Source organism: Streptomyces sp. JK94 (assembly GCF_053613315.1).
This window is the reverse complement of sequence record NZ_JBSICH010000006.1, coordinates 362,279-380,408: the sequence shown is the minus strand read 5'-3', so window position 1 is coordinate 380,408 and position 18,130 is coordinate 362,279. Positions and strand designations below refer to the sequence as shown.

12 protein-coding genes and 1 pseudogene are annotated in these 18,130 nt (G+C 72.0%); 7 read left to right on the top strand and 6 right to left on the bottom strand.

What is annotated here, in order from left to right; genetic code table 11:
* Positions 1-6: 6 nt before the first annotated feature.
* The 4 genes and pseudogenes from ACVV2G_RS06535 to ACVV2G_RS06520 all read right to left on the bottom strand — a co-directional run.
* Complete coding sequence (locus tag ACVV2G_RS06535; protein WP_453841623.1) at positions 7-696, bottom strand: hypothetical protein; 690 nt, start codon at positions 694-696, stop codon at positions 7-9.
* A gap of 38 nt (positions 697-734) precedes the next feature.
* Positions 735-5,207, bottom strand: coding sequence for a BREX system serine/threonine kinase PglW (gene pglW, locus ACVV2G_RS06530; protein ID WP_453841622.1), 4,473 nt, complete (start codon positions 5,205-5,207; stop codon positions 735-737).
* A gap of 109 nt (positions 5,208-5,316) precedes the next feature.
* Positions 5,317-6,090, bottom strand: a complete 774-nt coding sequence (locus ACVV2G_RS06525; protein ID WP_453841621.1) for an SDR family NAD(P)-dependent oxidoreductase — start codon at positions 6,088-6,090, stop codon at positions 5,317-5,319.
* 99 nt (positions 6,091-6,189) lie between these two features.
* Positions 6,190-6,450 (bottom strand): annotated as a pseudogene (locus ACVV2G_RS06520) (MOSC domain-containing protein); the annotation flags it as partial.
* An 80-nt stretch (positions 6,451-6,530) separates the two neighbouring features.
* Here ACVV2G_RS06520 and ACVV2G_RS06515 point away from each other — a divergent pair.
* Positions 6,531-7,451 (top strand): LysR family transcriptional regulator, encoded by a 921-nt coding sequence (locus ACVV2G_RS06515; protein WP_453841619.1) that lies wholly within the window; start codon positions 6,531-6,533, stop codon positions 7,449-7,451.
* Positions 7,452-7,503: 52 nt separating this feature from the next.
* On the opposite strand, the gene ACVV2G_RS06510 is transcribed toward ACVV2G_RS06515, so the two are convergent.
* The gene (locus tag ACVV2G_RS06510) at positions 7,504-7,836 is read right to left on the bottom strand and encodes a WhiB family transcriptional regulator (RefSeq protein ID WP_453841618.1); all 333 of its coding nucleotides are present in this window, start codon (positions 7,834-7,836) and stop codon (positions 7,504-7,506) included.
* Between the two features lie 390 nt (positions 7,837-8,226).
* Between ACVV2G_RS06510 and ACVV2G_RS06505 the strand changes: the two genes are divergently transcribed.
* The 4 genes from ACVV2G_RS06505 (at position 8,227) to ACVV2G_RS06490 (ending at position 12,594) form a co-directional block, all read left to right on the top strand.
* The gene (locus ACVV2G_RS06505; protein WP_003948568.1) at positions 8,227-8,838 is read left to right on the top strand and encodes a response regulator transcription factor; all 612 of its coding nucleotides are present in this window, start codon (positions 8,227-8,229) and stop codon (positions 8,836-8,838) included.
* 280 nt (positions 8,839-9,118) lie between these two features.
* Positions 9,119-9,706: a sigma-70 family RNA polymerase sigma factor gene (locus ACVV2G_RS06500; RefSeq protein ID WP_382720506.1), complete on the top strand. Its 588-nt coding sequence runs from the start codon at positions 9,119-9,121 to the stop codon at positions 9,704-9,706.
* Positions 9,707-9,845: 139 nt separating this feature from the next.
* Complete coding sequence (gene guaB, locus ACVV2G_RS06495) at positions 9,846-11,354, top strand: IMP dehydrogenase (protein WP_453841617.1); 1,509 nt, start codon at positions 9,846-9,848, stop codon at positions 11,352-11,354.
* A gap of 115 nt (positions 11,355-11,469) precedes the next feature.
* Positions 11,470-12,594, top strand: coding sequence for a GuaB3 family IMP dehydrogenase-related protein (locus ACVV2G_RS06490; protein ID WP_453841616.1), 1,125 nt, complete (start codon positions 11,470-11,472; stop codon positions 12,592-12,594).
* An 83-nt stretch (positions 12,595-12,677) separates the two neighbouring features.
* Here ACVV2G_RS06490 and ACVV2G_RS06485 read toward each other — a convergent pair whose 3' ends face one another.
* The gene (locus ACVV2G_RS06485) at positions 12,678-13,886 is read right to left on the bottom strand and encodes a nucleotide sugar dehydrogenase (protein WP_453841615.1); all 1,209 of its coding nucleotides are present in this window, start codon (positions 13,884-13,886) and stop codon (positions 12,678-12,680) included.
* Between the two features lie 295 nt (positions 13,887-14,181).
* On the opposite strand from ACVV2G_RS06485, the gene ACVV2G_RS06480 reads away from it, so the two are divergent.
* Positions 14,182-15,888 (top strand): glycerol-3-phosphate dehydrogenase/oxidase, encoded by a 1,707-nt coding sequence (locus ACVV2G_RS06480; RefSeq protein WP_453841614.1) that lies wholly within the window; start codon positions 14,182-14,184, stop codon positions 15,886-15,888.
* 172 nt (positions 15,889-16,060) lie between these two features.
* A complete protein-coding gene (locus ACVV2G_RS06475; protein WP_453841646.1) occupies positions 16,061-18,106 on the top strand; it encodes a serine/threonine-protein kinase in 2,046 nt (681 codons plus the stop codon).
* Positions 18,107-18,130 lie beyond the last annotated feature (24 nt).

Here is an 18,130-nt window from a genome sequence, read left to right as displayed (position 1 = left end):
CGGGCGTCAGTCGTTCCACGACTCGGGAGGCGGGCCGAAAGCCCGCCGACCGGCCCTCACCGCCAGGGTGGCGAGGGTGGCGTTGGCGCCGCCACCGATCACGGCGCCGATTCCGAACGGCGCCACTCGACCGAGGACGATGATCCCCTGCTTGGTCCCGTACTTGGTGATGAAGTGCGGGCCCAGCACCTTGTTGATCTGACGCAGCGTCTCGACAGGCACCTTGGCGACGATCTGCCGCCCCCAGTGCTTGCCCGTGGTCCCGGCGACTTTGGTGATGGTGGAGTTGCCGCTTCCGCCGAGCATGATCCCCATCACGATCGTGCGGCGGCGCTCGACCTCGGCGAGGGGGACTCCGTGGACTTCGGCAACCGAGAGTGCGAAGAGGACGCTCAGTTCGAGAGAGGAGAGGGTCTCACCCGCGGACAGCGCCAGGGCGACTCCGGTGCCGACACCCGGCGCGGCCGCAGCGCCCCCGACCGCGGCCCCCGACCCGGTCAGGGCGCTGACGTACATCCGCTCCAGGCTGCGGATCACCTCTGCGGGCGTCGCCTCCGGGTTCCGCTGGCGGGCCCGGGTGATGTTCCTGCGCACCAGCGGACTCTGGAGGTCGATCGCCTTGTCCAGGAGATCAAGGACTCGCTGGCCACGTGGCGCTTCGTCCGGGACCGGCCCATCGAGGGCATCTGTTGCCATGTCCTGATCTCCTTAAGATCTCCACATCGCGACCGAGACTATCCAGACCGAACTTGAGCCCGCAGGCTCTTCAGGAACAACCCGTCCAGCACCTCCCACTCCGTCACCCGGTCGACCACCTCCACGGTCCGGCCGTCCAGCGTCGGTGTGGCCCGCGGGTCCTCCGCCGGAACCAGCAGCCACAGCCCGTGGGGCGTGTCGGCGGGCCGACGCGCCGACTGCTGGAGCGCGGCCATCAGCTCTCTGCCGCCGGCCTCCCAGTAACGGGCGATCAGGCCCGCGTCATGAGCCAGCAGGACCGTCCGCGGCCCGGAGTTCTCCGCCAGGTCGAGCAGCCGCCCGCGCAGACGCTCCGACGCCAACCGGGTGTACGAGGAGAGCGCAGCGCCCAGTGTGCCGGTGGCCGTGTACTTGGCGTCCGCCTTCAGCAGGGCCTGCCAGCGCACCGACTGCTCCTCGGCCAGCTCCTTGAGCGCGCCCAGGAAGAGGCCGTTCAACGACACGGCGGTCGCCCCGTACCGCTCCGCCAGGCACGCGGCGGTGCCCGGCAGTTCCGCTCCCTTCAGCGTCAGTGCGAGGAACCCCCCTCGGCGGCGGGCCTCGTTGAGGCGTGCCGCCAGCGCCTCACGCGGGTCCCGGCCCTCGGCGATGCTGCCCTGAGCGGCGGCGTACAGGGAACTGGTGCTGGTCAGAACCGACGAGGACAGCACCGGCCGACTGCCCGCGCCGTCCCGCGGCTGCGGTACGAACCGGCGCCGGTCCTGGTCGTAGAGGAGGGGGAACCCCGCCTCGGCCAAGGCCTCACCCAGCTCCACGTACGTCGTCTCCGACAGCACGGCCAGACCGGGGAACCGGGCCCGGACACGGGACAGGAGATCCTCGGTGCCGATCCCGGTCTCGGGCCGCACACCCGCCGGAGCCTGCGAGACCCGCAGGGCACGCGCCAGGGTGAGCGACAGCGGGAACAGCTCCAGCCGCGGTGAGACGGCGACGCCGCCCGCCATCGACGCGGCCAGTTCCACCAGCCGGGTGTCGGCCAGCGGGGACATCCCCTCCGGGGCGGGCACGCCCCGCAGCTCCCGCAGCACCGTGGCACGTCCGGGCAGGGGGTCGCGACCCGCCAGGTCGACGGCGCACTCACCCAGGGCAGCGGCGTAGTCGGCGAGTTCCGCGGGGGTGGGGTCGTCCGCGCCCGGCTGGTCCTCCAGCGCGATCACCACGCGGCCCGCCCGCCGCTGCACGGCCAGTCGCGCGGGCGCTTCCCCCTGGGTACCCGACTGTTCCTCCTCGCGTCCGCGGATCTCCGTCTCGACCGCGGCCCGCACCACCGCCAGCGCCCGTGCCTGTGTCTCGTCCGCGTCGCCGGAGCCCGTACCGTGCCGGGCACGCAGCTCTGACGCCAGCTCCTCGGCCGTCGACACCCGGTCCCGATCGGCCAGGACCGCGACCAGTTCATCGCGGACTCTGCCGAGCCAAGGAAGCTCCGCCCACTGCTCGACCGCCACCTGGAGGTTCTGGGAGACGGTCGGCTGGCTGATGCCGAGCGAGTGGGCGATCGAGCTCTGTGCGGGCCACGGCTCAAGCGACTCCCCGGCCTCCAGCACGGCCGGCAACTGCAAGGTCGCCCGGACGACGTCGGGGCGGGGCCGGGTACGGCGCTTTCCCGGAGGCGGAGTCAGCCGCGCGGCCAGTGTGTCGACGGACTCCAGCAGCTCTTCCGGAGCGTCTGAGGCAACGGCCGACGGCTTGGCGGCCGACGCGCGCCGACGGTGGACCTGCGTCCACTGCCGGTGCCGGCGGTTCAGCTCCTTGCGGATCGCGTTGCCCGCGCCGCGCGCCCGCGAGATGTGGTGCGGCGGAATGTTCAACAACTGCTCCACCGTGTGCGCCTTCAGGCTCTCGGCGACCGACACCGCACGGGGGGACAGCCCTGCGGCGGCGAGCGGGGTGTCGAGCGAGGCCGCTTCGGCCGCCTGCTCACGCGCGTCCTCCAGGTCGTCCGCACTCATGCCGACCGTTGCGGGAGTGGTGGCCGGGCGAGCCGCGTCCGCTGTCCGGAAAACCTGCCGCCACGCCTCCTGCAACTGCCGCAGGCTGTCGTAGCGCTGCTCGGCGTCACGGTGCAGCGCGCGCTCGAAGAACCGCTTCAGGCCCTCACTGAGCGCGGCGGGGAAAAGCTCGGCGGACACGTGCAGCGCCGCGTCCGGAGCCATGCGCGGGTCCCCCTGGCCGTCTCCCCAGACCGGCCTCTCACCTGCGGCCATCTCGTGGAGCGTGACGGCAGCGGCGTACCACTCGGCGTGGTCGTCGTAACGCGAACGGCCGGCACTGCCCAGGAACGGGTCCAGGTAACCGCGCGTCCCCGCGTGCAGGTCCTGGTCGGGGGCGTCGGCCAGCGAGAAGTCGAACAGCATCAGCTGCCACGAACCGTCGCTCCGCTTGAACAGGCCGAGATTGTCGGGCTTGATGTCCCGGTGCCGCACCCCGCGGGCGGCGAGCGCGTCCAAGGCGTCGAACAAATCGTTGCCGAACCGCTCCAACTGGTCGTATCCCAGGGGCCCTTGGTCGCGCAATCGTGACCCCAGGCTCACCGGTTCACGGTCGTCCACCCCCCGGTACCCGCCCGCGTACTCCAGCTCCAGAACCGTGTGGCCCGCGAGCTCCTGCGGTTCGGCGAGCAGTTTCACGATGCGCCCGCCACCCACCTCCTTCAGGGCCTTGGCCTCCGCGAGCAGCCGAGCGTCCTTCTCCTGGTCCAGAGCGACCTTGAAGACCCGCAGGGAGCTCTCCGCCGGGGAGCCTTCCGTCCCCTCGTCGGCCGTACCGCGCACCAGCAGGGCGCGGGCCGTCGCACCCGTACCGAGCACACGCACCACCGACCAGGCACCGTTCAGACGCTGTCCGGGCTGGACCGTGAGGGGGTCCGCCTCCGGCCCACCGGACACCTGCGGAGCAGCCGCGTCCACCTCGGCGGCGGCAAGGAGTTCGAGGAACTCGTCGACGGAGGCCAGACGGTCCTGCACGTCCGCCGCGGTGGCCCGGAACACGAGCGTGTCCAGGGCGGCGGAGACGGAGTCGGACACGGCGTAGGGACGCAGTCCCTTGTCACTCTGCAGCCGTTCCAGCAAGGCGCTGCGGCGATCGGCCGGCGGACGCCCCGTGAGCAGGAGGTACGTGAGAGCGCCGAGCCCGAAGACGTCGAGGTCCACGGGATCGGCGAACTCCTGCTCCGTCTCCGGAGCCAGATACGTCTGCGCCGTGTCCGCGATCAGACCGCCGTCCAGAGGCGTGTCACCCAGCGAGCGGTGCAGGGTGGTCTCGAAATCGCGGGCCGCGGTCTGCCAGTCGGCGATGCGCAGAAGGGGAACGGTGCCGTCCTCCCGCGCCGATACGTACACCGAGCGCGCCGACAACGCCCGGTGGTACAGGGACCGGTGGTGGGCATAACGCACTGCTTCCGCGAGCTGCCGAACCAGATCGAGACGGATCACGGGGGAGAGGAGGCCGCCGTACGCGTCGAGGTAGGCGTCGAGCCGCAGATCCGACTCCCGGTGCCGGAAGAGGATCGCCGGCCCGCCCTGGTGCTCGCGGATCTGCACCGCCTGCACGATGCCGCGGTGGTTGATTCCCTGGAGCACCTGGTACTCGCGGCGGGCGGCGCGGTCCACCTTCGCCCGCTGCTCCTCCGACGCCGCGGCGCCGGCCAGGTATATACGGACACGGCCGCTCTCCTGGACGAGCCCGTCGTCCCGTACCGCCAGCCGGTCCTCCCAGTCGGGGCCCGCGTCGAGGGAACGGGGAGCGAGTTTCCAGTCGTCGCCGAAGCGCAGGTGCGCCGTGGAGTGGCTGATGCCGATCCGCTGCATCAACTGTTCCAGCCGCTGGCTGACCAGCGGGGTGACCCGCCAGTTCTCCCGCTCCGGAGGGCGGCTCAGCAGATCGTCCCAGATCTTCGGCAGGCCGCTCGCCCCGTCGTTGCGTCCGTAGACGGAACTGCGCTGGAACTCGTCCAGCTCGCTCGCGAGCCCCGGGTCGTGGAGGAAGACGGCAGGCTTGACGAACGGCACCTGCCGCGGATCCATACCGAGCGCCCGCGCCGCGCGTTCGAGCTGGCTCTTGAGCTCCTTGGCCTTGAGATCGGTCAGGTGGAGCGGATTGCGGATGGTGCGTACCCGGTCGCCGTGGAACTGCCAGGTGTCCCCGTGATTCACCACCCGGCCGGGATGCCCCTTCAGTTCCAGCAGGTACAGGCCGCCCGGTACGGCGATCAACACATCGCACTCGTTGATACGGCCGGACGGACCCGTGAACTGGAACGTGGCCCAGGCCCGGAAGGGCTCGGTCCTCGGCATCAGAGCCCGAAGATGATCGAGCCCCTCCTGCTCCCAGCGGAAACCGGATGTGCGCGGCTGGAACCAGCGTTCCCGGGTGACGGGAGCTGTTGGCCTGGGAGCGGCTGGCACCAAGCACCTCCGGGACGGCTGCGGCGAACGAGGGAGGGTCCGCGACATCTGCCCGAGCCCTCTCCATGACAGGGGAAGAATCCTAGTCCGCGCATACGACAGCCGGTCCGGAGCCGGTTGCCCGACCGCGGACGAAGGGGGCGTCGCTCGTCCCCTCCTACTGCGGCCCGTACTTCCGTCCCGTCCGGGACGAGAGTCCGCTCAGGATTCCCCGGGGCACCAGCTTCGCCGCGCCCATCAGGGTCTTGTAGCGGGGGTCGGGGATCGACAGGGTCTTCCCGCGCGCCAGGTCGCTCAGCGCCGCCGCGACGACCTTGTCCGCGTCCAGCCACATCCAGCCCGGGATGTTGTCCGTGCCCATCCCGGCCCGCTGGTGGAACTCCGTGCGCACGAAGCCGGGGCACAGGGCCATCAGGCGTACGCCGCTGCCGGCCAGGTCCTTCGCCACCCCCTGGGTGAACTGCACGACCCACGCCTTGGAAGCGCCATAGGTGCCGCGCGGCAGGAAGGCCGCGACCGAGGCCACGTTGACCACGCCACCGCGCCCGCGCTCCCGCATCGCCTCCGCCGCGGCCGAGGTCAGCTTGAGCACCGCCTCGCAGTGCACCCTGAGCATCGTCAGCTCGTCGGCCATGGAGACCTCGAGGAAGCGGCCCTTGTTGCCGAAGCCGGCGTTGTTGATCAGCAGGTCGACGGGCTTCCTGCGCTCGCCGAGCCGGGCTGCCACCGCGTCGATGCCGGCGCCCGTCGCCAGGTCGGCCGTCAGCACCTCCGCCTCGATGCCGTGCCGGTCGTGCAGTTCGGTCGCCTGTTCGCGCAGCCGCTTGGTGTCGCGGGCCACCAGCACCAGGTCGTGTCCGTCGGCCGCCAGCCGTCGCGCGAACGCGGCGCCGATGCCCGCCGTCGCACCCGTAATCAATGCCGTAGTCATGGCGCAAGGTTATGGGCCCGGACCGGGCAGGTCCGTTTCACTCACCCGGTCCGCCGCTCGTGAAGGTCCGGTGAGCGAAATGGCGGCGCGGCCGGACCAGGCTCCGTACGACTCCCCGTACGTCCGGGCCTCCGCCGGCGACTCCGGGTGGAGCGCCTCGCCCGCCGCGAGCAGCCGGGGCAGCGGCTCCCACTCGGTCGTCGCCGCCCGGAACTGCAACGCCACCGTCACCTCGTGGCCGGGCCGGTGCACGATCTCGACCGGGTCGCCGACGCGTGTCCCACCGGGCTCGACGACCCGCAGGTACGCGCCCGGCGCGCCCTTCCGCATGAAGCGCTTCACCCACCGCTCCTCACCGAGGCGGAACCGTAGAGCACTCCCCGTCAAAGCGTCGACGCACTATTCGGCGTCCGGTCAAAGCGTCGCTTATCCTCGAGGGTGTGATCGAGGCTCGTCATCTCCGCGTGCTGCGCGCCGTGGCATCGACCGGTTCCTTCTCCGCCGCGGGACGCGAGCTGGGCTGCACCCAGCCCGCCGTCAGCCAGCAGATGAAGGCGCTGGAGACCTCCGTCGGCACGCCCCTGCTCGTGCGCACCGGACGCGAGATGCGGCTGACCCAGGCCGGTGAGGCGCTCGTGCGGCACGCCGCCGGGATCCTCGCCGGGCTGACCGCGGCCGAGGAGGAGGTCGCCGCCATCGCCGGGCTGCGCGCCGGGCGGGTGCGCCTGGTCTCCTTCCCCAGCGGCAGCTCCACCCTCGTACCGACCGCCCTGGCCGCGCTGCGCGCCGCGCACCCCGGCACCCGGGTCTCCCTGGAGGAGGCCGAGCCGCCCAGGTCCGTCGCGCTGCTGCGCGAGGGCGACTGCGACGTGGCGCTCGCCTTCCGCTACGAGGGCGCCGCGGGTGCGCAGGAGTGGGACGACCTCGTCGTACGGCCGTTGCTGACCGACCGCCTGGTGGCGCTGGTGCCCGAAGGACACCGGCTCGCGCGCACGGAAGCCGACGGGGCCGTGGCCATCGGGGAACTCGCCCGGGAGGCCTGGATCGCGGGCTGCCCGCGCTGCCGCGGCCAGCTGGTCGAGGTGTGCGAGGGCGCCGGCTTCACGCCCCGCATCGACTTCGCCACCGACGACTACCCGGCGGTCGTCGGCCTGGTGGGGGCGGGGCTCGGCGTGGCCGTCCTTCCCCAGCTCGCCGTCGAGTCCGTACGGCCCCGGGGGGTGCGCACCGTGGCGCTGGAGCCCGCGGTGCGGCGGGAGATCGTCGCGCTCACCCTGCCCGACCTGGCCCAGGTGCCGGCGGTGACGGCGACGCTGGACGAGCTGGCTCGGGCGGGGTCGCGCCAGTCGGCGACGCGCTGAGCGGCAGTCCGGGACCACCGTACGCGGCGACCTCGGGTAGAGAAACGTTCCTTCAGTGCTGCGTGACCGCCTCCCCGCCGACCGACGCCGTCGCCGCCACCAGGCGGTTGCGGGCACGGCCCATGAGTTCCTCGCGCTCGTCCTCGGTCAGGCCGCCCCATACGCCGTACGGTTCGCGCACCGCGAGTGCGTGCGCCGCGCACTCGGCGCGGACCGGGCACCTCATGCAGACCTCCTTGGCCGAGTTCTCGCGAGCACTCCGCGCCGCACCGCGTTCGCCCTCCGGATGGAAGAAGAGCGAACTGTCCACCCCGCGGCACGCAGCCAGGAGCTGCCAGTCCCACAGATCCGCGTTCGGTCCGGGAAGGCGGGAGAAATCTGCCATTGCGTGACCCCTTGTAGCCGATGTGGGTAGATGCGGGGATACCAGCGTCCACGACCGTACAACTACGATCTAAGGAGATGAAAATATGACTCATTGCGAATCTAGCCGCAGACACCAGTGAAGTGGAAGAAAAGCGGCTGAATGGGGCATGGGTTGTGATGAAACGGGGCGGGTCCGACGCGCATGTCTGCTGCGTGGCGACCCCCTCACGTAGAGTGCCGAAGACGACACACAGCCCCGTAACTCTTTCGAGTGACCGTCGTTGAGAGTGCGGAGGCGGTTGAAGGAACAAGTGCTCGGGCGGGCGTCCGGGACGGTCGACCGCACAGGTGACGATTTCGTACCAGCCTGGAGGCTCAACGTGACGCGCATCAGCTGCGGAGGACGGCCATGACTTCCGTCCTCGTCTGCGACGACTCCCCGCTTGCCCGAGAGGCGCTCCGCCGCGCGGTCGCGACCGTGCCCGGCGTCGAGCGCGTGACGACGGCCGCCAACGGCGAGGAAGTCCTCCGCCGCTGGGGTGCCGACCGCTCGGACCTGATCCTGATGGACGTGCGCATGCCCGGCCTGGGCGGCGTCGAGACCGTCCGGCGGCTGCTGTCCGCCGACCCCGGGGCGCGCATCATCATGCTCACCGTCGCCGAGGACCTGGACGGCGTGGCTCTCGCGGTCGCCGCCGGCGCCCGCGGCTACCTGCACAAGGACGCCTCGCGCGCCGAGCTGCGGGCCACCGTGACGCAGGCCCTCGCCGACCCGACCTGGCGGCTCGCCCCGCGCCGGCTGCGTTCGGCCGAGATGGGCGCCGCGCCCACGCTCACCGCGCGTGAGATCCAGGTCCTGGAGGGCATGAGCCACGGCCGCTCCAACGCGGAGATCGGCCGCGAGCTGTTCCTCTCCGAGGACACCGTCAAGACCCACGCCCGGCGGCTCTTCAAGAAGCTCGGCGCCTCGGACCGGGCACACGCGGTGGCGCTCGGCTTCCGGTGGGGCCTGGTCCGCTAGGGGCACCCCGTGCGGTGCAGACGGAAAAAGCCCGTCGGGGATGCCGCGATTCCCGCTTATCGCGAGGTGAGCGGGGGTGACAAGGCGACCCGCCGGATGTCCGGTGCTTGTTTCGCCGCCGATGACGCATCCTTGAGGTGTGGAGTTCCTCGGGGACGAGTCGGTCGAGCGGAAGGGGAGGGCGCAGGGGATGAGTTCCGGCGCACCTGCTCATAACGCTTCGGTGCACAACAACGGGCGCGACGCCACGGATCGGACGGCCGCAAGGCACCATGGACCGATGCGTGACGACGAGGCGGCCCCTGACCAGGGGACGGTCGGTGGGCTCGTCCACCGCGCCGTCGACGGGGACGAGCAGGCCACGCACGACCTGCTCGCCCATGTCCACCCCTTGGCGCTGCGCTACTGCCGCACGCGTCTGTCCCGGCTGCCGGGTGACGCCCGGCACTTCGTCGAGGATCTCGCCCAGGAAGTCTGCGTGGCGGTGCTGCTCGCACTGCCCCGCTACAAGGACACCGGGCGCCCCTTCGAGGCGTTCGTCTTCGCCATCGCCGCCCACAAGGTCGCCGACCTCCAGCGTGCGGCGATGCGCCACCCCGGCTCCACGGTCGTCCCGTCCGACGAGATGCCCGAGCGGCCGGACGACTCACTGGGCCCGGAGGAGCGCGCGCTGCTCAACAGCGACGCCGCCTGGGCCAAGAAACTGCTGGCCAACCTGCCCGAGAACCAGCGCGAGCTGCTCCTGCTGCGGATCGCGGTGGGGCTCACGGCGGAGGAGACCGGGCAGATGTTGGGAATGTCACCCGGGGCCGTGCGCGTCGCCCAGCACCGGGCCCTGAGCCGTCTGCGGGCCCTGGCGGAGCAGTAACGCCGGGCGTGAACGGACGGCGGCCGGTGTCCGTACGAAGCTACGAACGCCACGGCCGTCCGGGATCGTGGAATGAGCCACCCGCATTCCCCGTTAGCATGGACATCCGCACCGATCAAGGCCATTTGGGGAAGGTGTCATGACTGCCAACGTCGACGGAGTGCCCGGAAAATTCGCGACACTCGGGCTGACCTACGACGACGTGCTGCTGCTGCCGGGCCCGTCGGACATGGCACCCGACGAGATCGACACCGCCTCGTACGTCTCCAAGAACGTGCGGGTCAACATCCCGCTGCTGTCCGCCGCCATGGACAAGGTCACCGAGTCGCGCATGGCGATCGCGATGGCCCGCCAGGGCGGCGTCGGCGTCCTGCACCGCAACCTGTCCATCGAGGACCAGGCCAACCAGGTCGACCTGGTCAAGCGCTCCGAGTCCGGCATGGTGGCCGACCCCATCACCATCCACCCGGACGCCACCCTCGGCGAGGCCGACGCCCTGTGCGCCAAGTTCCGCATCAGCGGCGTCCCGGTCACCGACGGCGGCAAGAAGCTGCTCGGCATCGTCACCAACCGCGACATGGCCTTCGAGACCGACCGCTCCCGGCAGGTGCGCGAGGTCATGACGCCGATGCCGCTGGTCACCGGCAAGGTCGGCATCTCCGGCGCGGACGCCATGGAGCTGCTGCGCCGCCACAAGATCGAGAAGCTGCCGCTGGTCGACGACCACGGCGTACTCAAGGGCCTGATCACGGTCAAGGACTTCGTGAAGGCCGAGAAGTACCCCAACGCCGCCAAGGACGGCGAGGGCCGTCTGCTGGTCGGCGCCGCGGTGGGCGTCACCGGTGACGCCTTCGAGCGCGCCCAGGCGCTGATCGAGGCGGGCGTCGACTTCATCGTCGTCGACACCGCGCACGGCCACTCCCGTCTGGTCGGCGACATGGTCGGCAAGATCAAGTCGAACTCCGCCGGCATCGACGTCATCGGCGGCAACATCGCCACCCGCGACGGCGCCCAGGCCCTCATCGACGCCGGCGTGGACGGCATCAAGGTCGGTGTCGGCCCCGGCTCCATCTGCACCACCCGCGTCGTCGCCGGCATCGGCGTCCCGCAGGTCACGGCGATCTACGAGGCGTCGCTCGCCGCCAAGGAGGCCGGCGTCCCGGTCATCGGCGACGGTGGCCTCCAGTACTCCGGCGACATCGCCAAGGCCCTGGTCGCGGGCGCCGACACGGTGATGCTGGGCTCGCTCCTCGCGGGCTGCGAGGAGTCGCCCGGCGAGCTGATGTTCATCAACGGCAAGCAGTTCAAGTCGTACCGCGGCATGGGCTCGCTGGGCGCCATGCAGACCCGCGGCGACCGCAAGTCGTTCTCCAAGGACCGCTACTTCCAGGAGGGCGTCGCCTCCGACGAGCAGCTGGTCCCCGAGGGCATCGAGGGCCAGGTGCCCTACCGCGGCCCGCTCTCCTCGGTCGTCCACCAGCTCGTCGGCGGCCTGCGCCAGTCGATGTTCTACGTCGGCGGCCGGACCGTGCCGCAGCTCCAGGACAACGGCCGGTTCGTGCGGATCACCTCCGCCGGCCTCAAGGAGAGCCACCCGCACGACATCCAGATGACGGTCGAGGCACCGAACTACAGCCGCAGCAAGTAAGCAGCAGCTCCCCGAGGGCGGCCCCGGACCACCGGGGCCGCCCTCTGCGGTGCCCCGCCGTGCCCGTCGGGGATACTGGAAGGCGCTGCAAACGCATCAGGGAAAGGCCACAGACGTGACTGAGATCGAGATCGGGCGCGGCAAGCGCGGCCGCCGGGCGTACGCCTTCGACGACATCGCCGTCGTCCCCAGCCGCCGTACGCGGGACCCGAAGGAGGTCTCGATCGCCTGGCAGATCGACGCCTACCGCTTCGAGCTGCCGTTCCTGGCCGCTCCCATGGACTCGGTCGTCTCCCCGGCCACCGCCATCCGCATCGGCGAGCTGGGCGGCCTCGGCGTACTGAACCTGGAAGGGCTCTGGACGCGGCACGAGGACCCGCAGCCGCTGCTCGACGAGATCGCCGGGCTGGACGCGGACAACGCGACCCGCCGCCTCCAGGAGATCTACGCGGCTCCCATCAGGGAGGAGCTGATCGGGCAGCGCATCAAGGAGGTGCGCGACTCGGGCGTGGTCACCGCCGCCGCGCTCTCCCCGCAGCGCACCGCCGAGTTCTCCAAGGCGGTCGTGGACGCGGGCGTCGACATCTTCGTCATCCGCGGCACCACGGTGTCGGCGGAGCACGTCTCCGGCTCGCACGAGCCGCTGAACCTGAAGCAGTTCATCTACGAGCTGGACGTCCCGGTGATCGTCGGCGGCTGCGCCACGTACACCGCCGCCCTGCACCTGATGCGCACCGGCGCGGCGGGCGTCCTCGTCGGCTTCGGCGGCGGCGCGGCCCACACCACGCGCAACGTGCTGGGCATCCAGGTGCCCATGGCGACGGCGGTGGCGGACGTGGCGGCGGCCCGCCGGGACTACATGGACGAGTCCGGCGGCCGGTACGTGCACGTGATCGCCGACGGCGGTGTCGGCTGGTCCGGCGACCTGCCCAAGGCCATCGCCTGCGGCGCCGACTCGGTGATGATGGGCTCGCCGCTGGCCCGCGCGACCGACGCGCCAGGCAAGGGCAACCACTGGGGCATGGAGGCCGTCAACGAGGAGCTGCCGCGCGGCAAGAAGGTGGACCTGGGCACGGTCGGCACCATCGAGGAGATCCTCACCGGCCCGTCCCGCAACCCCGACGGCTCGATGAACTTCTTCGGGGCGCTGCGCCGGGCGATGGCGACGACCGGGTACAGCGAGCTGAAGGAGTTCCAGCGCGTCGAGGTGACGGTGGGCGACTCGCAGCACCGCCGGTAGGTCCCACGGCACGCGGAGGAGGCCGGCCACCCGGACGGGTGGCCGGCCTCCTCCGCGTGTGCGGGGCCGTCTCGCGGCCCCCGTCACAACCGGTGCGCCGCCCCCGTGGGCGTGGCGCCCCGCGTGTCCAGCAGCAGCTGGGCCTTCACCGACAGGCCCTGCAGGTCGTACGTGCGGTGCTGCTGGAGGAGGATCGTCAGGTCGGCGCCGGCGGCGGCCTCGTAGAGGGAGTCGGCGCGGGGGACGGGCCGGTCCAGGACGTTCCAGGACGGGATGTGGGGGTCGTGGTAGCTGACCGTGGCGCCCATCGACATCAGGCGGGTCGCGATCTCCTCGGCCGGAGTCGCCTGCTGGTCGGCGAGGTCCGCCTTGTAGGTGATGCCGAGGAGCAGGACGCGGGCGCCCCGCGCGGACTTGCCGTGCTCGTTGAGGAGGGCGGCGGCGCGCTGGACGACGTAGCGGGGCATCTGGGCGTTGACCTGCTGGGCCAGTTCCACCATGCGCAGGCTGTGGGGCGCCTGGCCGGTCAGGTCCTGGGGAACGGAGTGGCCGCCGACGCCGGGACCGGGGCGGAAGGTCTGGAAGCCGAACGGCTTGGTCTCGGCGCAGCGCAGGACGTCCCACAGGTCGACGCCCAGGTCGTCGCAGAGGACGGCCATCTCGTTGACGAGGGCGATGTTGACGTGCCGGAAGTTGGTCTCCAGCAGCTGCACCGTCTCCGCCTCGCGGGGGCCGCGCGCCCGTACGACCTTGTCGGTGAGGCGGCCGTAGAAGGTGGCGGCCGACTCGGTGCAGGCGGGGGTGAGGCCGCCGATCACCTTCGGGGTGTTGGCCGGGGTGAAGTCGCGGTTGCCGGGGTCGGCGCGGCTGGGGGAGTAGGCGAGGTGGAAGTCGCGCCCGGCGCGCAGTCCGGAGCCCTGTTCCAGGATCGGGCGCAGGAACTCCTCCGTCGTCCCCGGCTGCACGGGCGACTCCAGGATCACCGTGGTGTGCGGGCGCATGTGGGCGGCCAGCGTGCGGGCCGCGGCCTCCACCTGGGTGAGGTCCAGGCCGCCGTCCGGAGCCCGCGGGGTGGGAGCGCAGATGACCGCCGTGCGGACGCGGCCCAGCTCGGCCGGTCCGGCCGGGGTCCGGAAGCCCGTGGCGAGCATCCGGCGCACCTCGGCGGGGGTGAGCGGGTCCGCCTCGGGGCCGGTGCGGTAGCCGAGGGTGGGGATGCCGGCGGCGACGGCGGCCTGAGCCAGCGGCAGGCCGTACGGGCCGAGTCCGATGACGGCGAGATCTGCGGGCATGGCGTGGGCCGTCCTTCCCATTAGCCGTAGCGGGACAGGTGCGCAAGCCCGGTGGACAGGACGGGCGAGCACAACGTCAGACTAGGAGTAAATATGACCGTTATGCGGGATTGGTCCGCCGAGTCCCGGTGAGTGTCGAGTGCCGGCAGCGGGCTGCGGGGGAGTTGTCCACAGGCTGGGGGCCGCGCGGCGGCCGATGTCGGGCGAGCCGGTCAGAATCTGGGCATGGTGGGTACCAGGAACCGGGCCTCGCCCCGACGGGTGCGGCCGACGCGACCGACAGCGGGAGGCAGCAGTGAGGACAGCGACACTGGGGCCGGCGCAGCGCGCCGAGTCGCTCGCGGCCATGGCCGAGCGTGAGCTGGACGTACTGGTGGTGGGCGCGGGCGTGGTCGGTGCGGGCACCGCGCTCGACGCGGTGACGCGCGGCCTGTCCACCGGCCTGGTCGAGGCGCGGGACTGGGCGTCGGGCACCTCCAGCAGGTCCAGCAAGCTGATCCACGGCGGCCTGCGCTATCTGGAGATGCTCGACTTCGTGCTCATCCGGGAGGCGCTGAAGGAGCGCGGCCTGCTGCTCGAACGGCTCGCGCCGCACCTGGTGAAGCCGGTGCCGTTCCTGTACCCCTTGCAGCACAAGGGCTGGGAGCGGCTCTACGCCGGCTCGGGCGTCGCGCTCTACGACGCCATGTCCATGGCCCGGGGCCACGGCCGGGGCCTGCCGATGCACCGGCACCTGAGCCGCCGGCACGCCCTGCGGGTGGCGCCCGCCCTGAAGAAGGACGCGCTGGTCGGCGCGCTGCAGTACTACGACGCCCAGATGGACGACGCCCGGTTCGTGACCACGCTGGTCCGCACGGCGGCGGCGTACGGCGCCCAGGTCGCCAACCGCGCGCGGGTCACCTCCTTCCTCCGCGAGGGCGAGCGCGTGGTCGGCGCCCGGGTGCAGGACGTCGAGGCGGGCGGCGAGTACGACATCCGCGCCAAGCAGGTGGTGAACGCGACCGGGGTGTGGACCGACGACACCCAGGCGATGGTGGGCGAGCGCGGCCAGTTCCACGTCCGCGCCTCCAAGGGCATCCACCTGGTCGTGCCCAAGGACCGCATCCACTCCACCAGCGGGCTGATCCTGCGCACCGAGAAGTCCGTGCTGTTCGTCATCCCCTGGGGCCGGCACTGGATCATCGGCACCACGGACACCGACTGGGACCTGGACAAGGCCCACCCGGCCGCCTCCAGCGCCGACATCGACTACCTGCTGGAGCACGTCAACTCGGTGCTGTCCGTCCCGCTCACCCGCGACGACGTCGAGGGCGTGTACGCCGGTCTGCGCCCGCTGCTGGCCGGCGAGTCGGACGCCACCAGCAAGCTGTCGCGCGAGCACACCGTCGCGCACCCGGTGCCCGGGCTGGTCGTCGTGGCGGGCGGCAAGTACACGACCTACCGCGTGATGGCCAAGGACGCCGTGGACGCGGCGGTGCACGGGCTCGACCTGCGGGTCGCCGACTGCGTCACCGAGGACACGCCGCTGATCGGCGCCGAGGGCTACCGGGCGCTGTGGAACGCGCGGGCGCGCGTCGCCGCGCGCACCGGCCTGCACGTCGTCCGCGTGGAGCACCTGCTGAACCGGTACGGCGCCATGGCGGAGGAGGTACTGGAGCTGATCGCCGCCGACCCCTCCCTCGGCGAGCCCCTGCACGCCGCCGACGACTACCTGCGCGCCGAGGTCGTCTACGCCGCCTCGCACGAGGGCGCGCGCCACCTGGACGACGTGCTGACCCGGCGCACCCGCATCTCCATCGAGACCTTCGACCGGGGCACGCGCAGCGCCCGCGAGGCCGCCGAGCTGATGGCGCCGGTGCTCGGCTGGGACGGGGACCAGGTCGAACGGGAGGTCCGGCACTACGAGAAGCGGGTCGAGGCCGAGCGGGAGTCGCAGCGCCAGCCGGACGACCTGACGGCCGACGCGGCCCGGCTCGGAGCACCGGACGTCGTGCCGCGGTAGGGCGGGCGAACGCGCCGGTGGCAGGGGCCGGTGGGACACGGGTGACGTGCGGCCGGTCCGTCACGGCGCCCGCCCGCGCGCCGGGCCGGGCCGAGGGGCACCCTGGGCGTCGAGCACTTGTCGGGTGAGGGACAATGAAGGCTCTGTCAGGGCGGGTTGCATGAGGGGACGCATGTCGGAGGCGGAGCGGGCGGGAGCATCCCGTACGGACAAGAGCGCACGTCTCCTCGCCGGGCGGTACCGGCTGGGAGACGTGCTCGGCCGCGGCGGCATGGGGACGGTGTGGCGGGCCGAGGACGAGACCCTCGGACGCACGGTCGCCGTCAAGGAGCTGCGGTTCCCGGGGAACATCGACGAGGAGGAGAAGCGGCGCCTGATCACGCGCACGCTGCGCGAGGCCAAGGCGATCGCGCGGATCCGCAACAACAGCGCCGTGACCGTCTACGACGTGGTCGAGGAGGACGACCGGCCGTGGATCGTGATGGAACTCGTCGAGGGCAAGTCGCTCGCCGAGGCCATTCGCGAGGACGGGCTGCTGGAGCCGAAGCGTGCGGCGGAGGTCGGTCTCGCGGTCCTCGACGTCCTGCGCTCCGCGCACCGCGAGGGCATCCTGCACCGTGACGTGAAGCCGTCGAACGTACTGATCTCCGAGGACGGCAGGGTCGTCCTCACCGACTTCGGCATCGCCCAGGTGGAGGGCGACCCGTCCATCACCTCCACCGGCATGCTCGTCGGCGCCCCCTCCTACATCTCCCCCGAACGCGCCCGCGGCCACAAGCCGGGACCGGCCGCCGACCTGTGGTCGCTCGGCGGCCTGCTGTACGCCGCCGTGGAGGGCTTCCCGCCCTACGACAGGGGCTCTGCGATCGCGACGCTCACCGCGGTGATGACGGAGAACCTGGAGGAGCCGAAGAACGCCGGGCCCCTGCGCGACGTCATCCACGGCCTGCTCACCAAGGACCCCGCCCAGCGGCTCGACGACGCGGGCGCCCGCGCGATGCTCCACAAGGTCATCCACGCACCGGACAGGACGGCCGGCGCCGAGCAGGCCGACGCCACCAAGGTCGTGCCGCTGCCGGCGCAGCCGGACGAGCGGACCCGGCGGGGCGGTTCGGGCGGCGCCGGGGGCAAGCGGGGCGAGGAGGCCGGGGAACGGCTGCGCGGGGCACTGCGTTCCGTGCGCAAGGCCGCCGTCGGAGCCGGTGCGGCCGGTGCGGCCGGCTCCCGCACCGGGCCGGACGGCACCGACCGGACCGCGTCGGGCGCGACCGGTCCCGCGGGAGCCTCCGCCGCACCCGGGACCGCCGGACCGGCCACCGCGTCGGCGCAGGCGCCGGCACGGGGCGCCGGTGCCGCAGCGGCCTCGGGTCCGGGCGCCTCGAACCCGCCCGCGGGCAACCGGAGTTCCGGCTGGCCCGTCGTACCGCCGCCGGACCTGCCGCCCCGGCCCGCGCCCCGGGCGTCGATCACCGACGTGGTGCCGCGCCGCACGCTGGTGATCATCGCGGTGATCGTGGCGCTCGCCGTGCTCGGCACCGTGCTGGCCCTCACGCTCGGCGGTGGTGACGAGAACGGGGCCGAGGGCGGAAGCGGGGACGGGACCGTCGCCTCCTCCTCCCCGAGTGGTGACACCAAGCGGGACGAGGAGAGCGGGGCCGGCGCCGACGGCTCCGCCTCGGGCCCGGCGACCGACGGCGCCTCGGACGCCGCCCCGGAGACCGGCGCGAGCGCCTCGGGCGACGCGGGCACCGGGTCGGGCGACTCCGGGAAGTCAGGCGCCGACGAGGGCGCGGCCACCACCTACCAGGGTGGCCAGGGGTACTCCATCGGCCTGCCCGAGGGCTGGACGTTCGGGTACACGGGCTCCGCGGGGGACCGTTTCACCGGGCCGGAGGGGCAGAAGCTGCTCGTCGCCTGGACGTCCACGCCCAAGGACGACCCGGTCGCCGACTGGAAGAATCAGGAGCGGTCCATGGTCCGCTCGCAGTACAAGAAGATCCGCATAGAGAAGGTGGACTACCGCGACTGGAACGCGGCCGACTGGGAGTTCACCTACAGCGACGGCGGTACCTCCTACCGGACCGTGGACCGGGGATTCGTCGTCAACGACCACCAGGGCTACGCCCTCATGTACACCGCCGAGGCCGGGAACTGGGACAGTGACCTGCGCCGGGACACCTGGCAGACCCTGACGAAGACCTTCGAACCCAAGTCCTGAGCAGGCGGCGCACGGGTTTGAGCG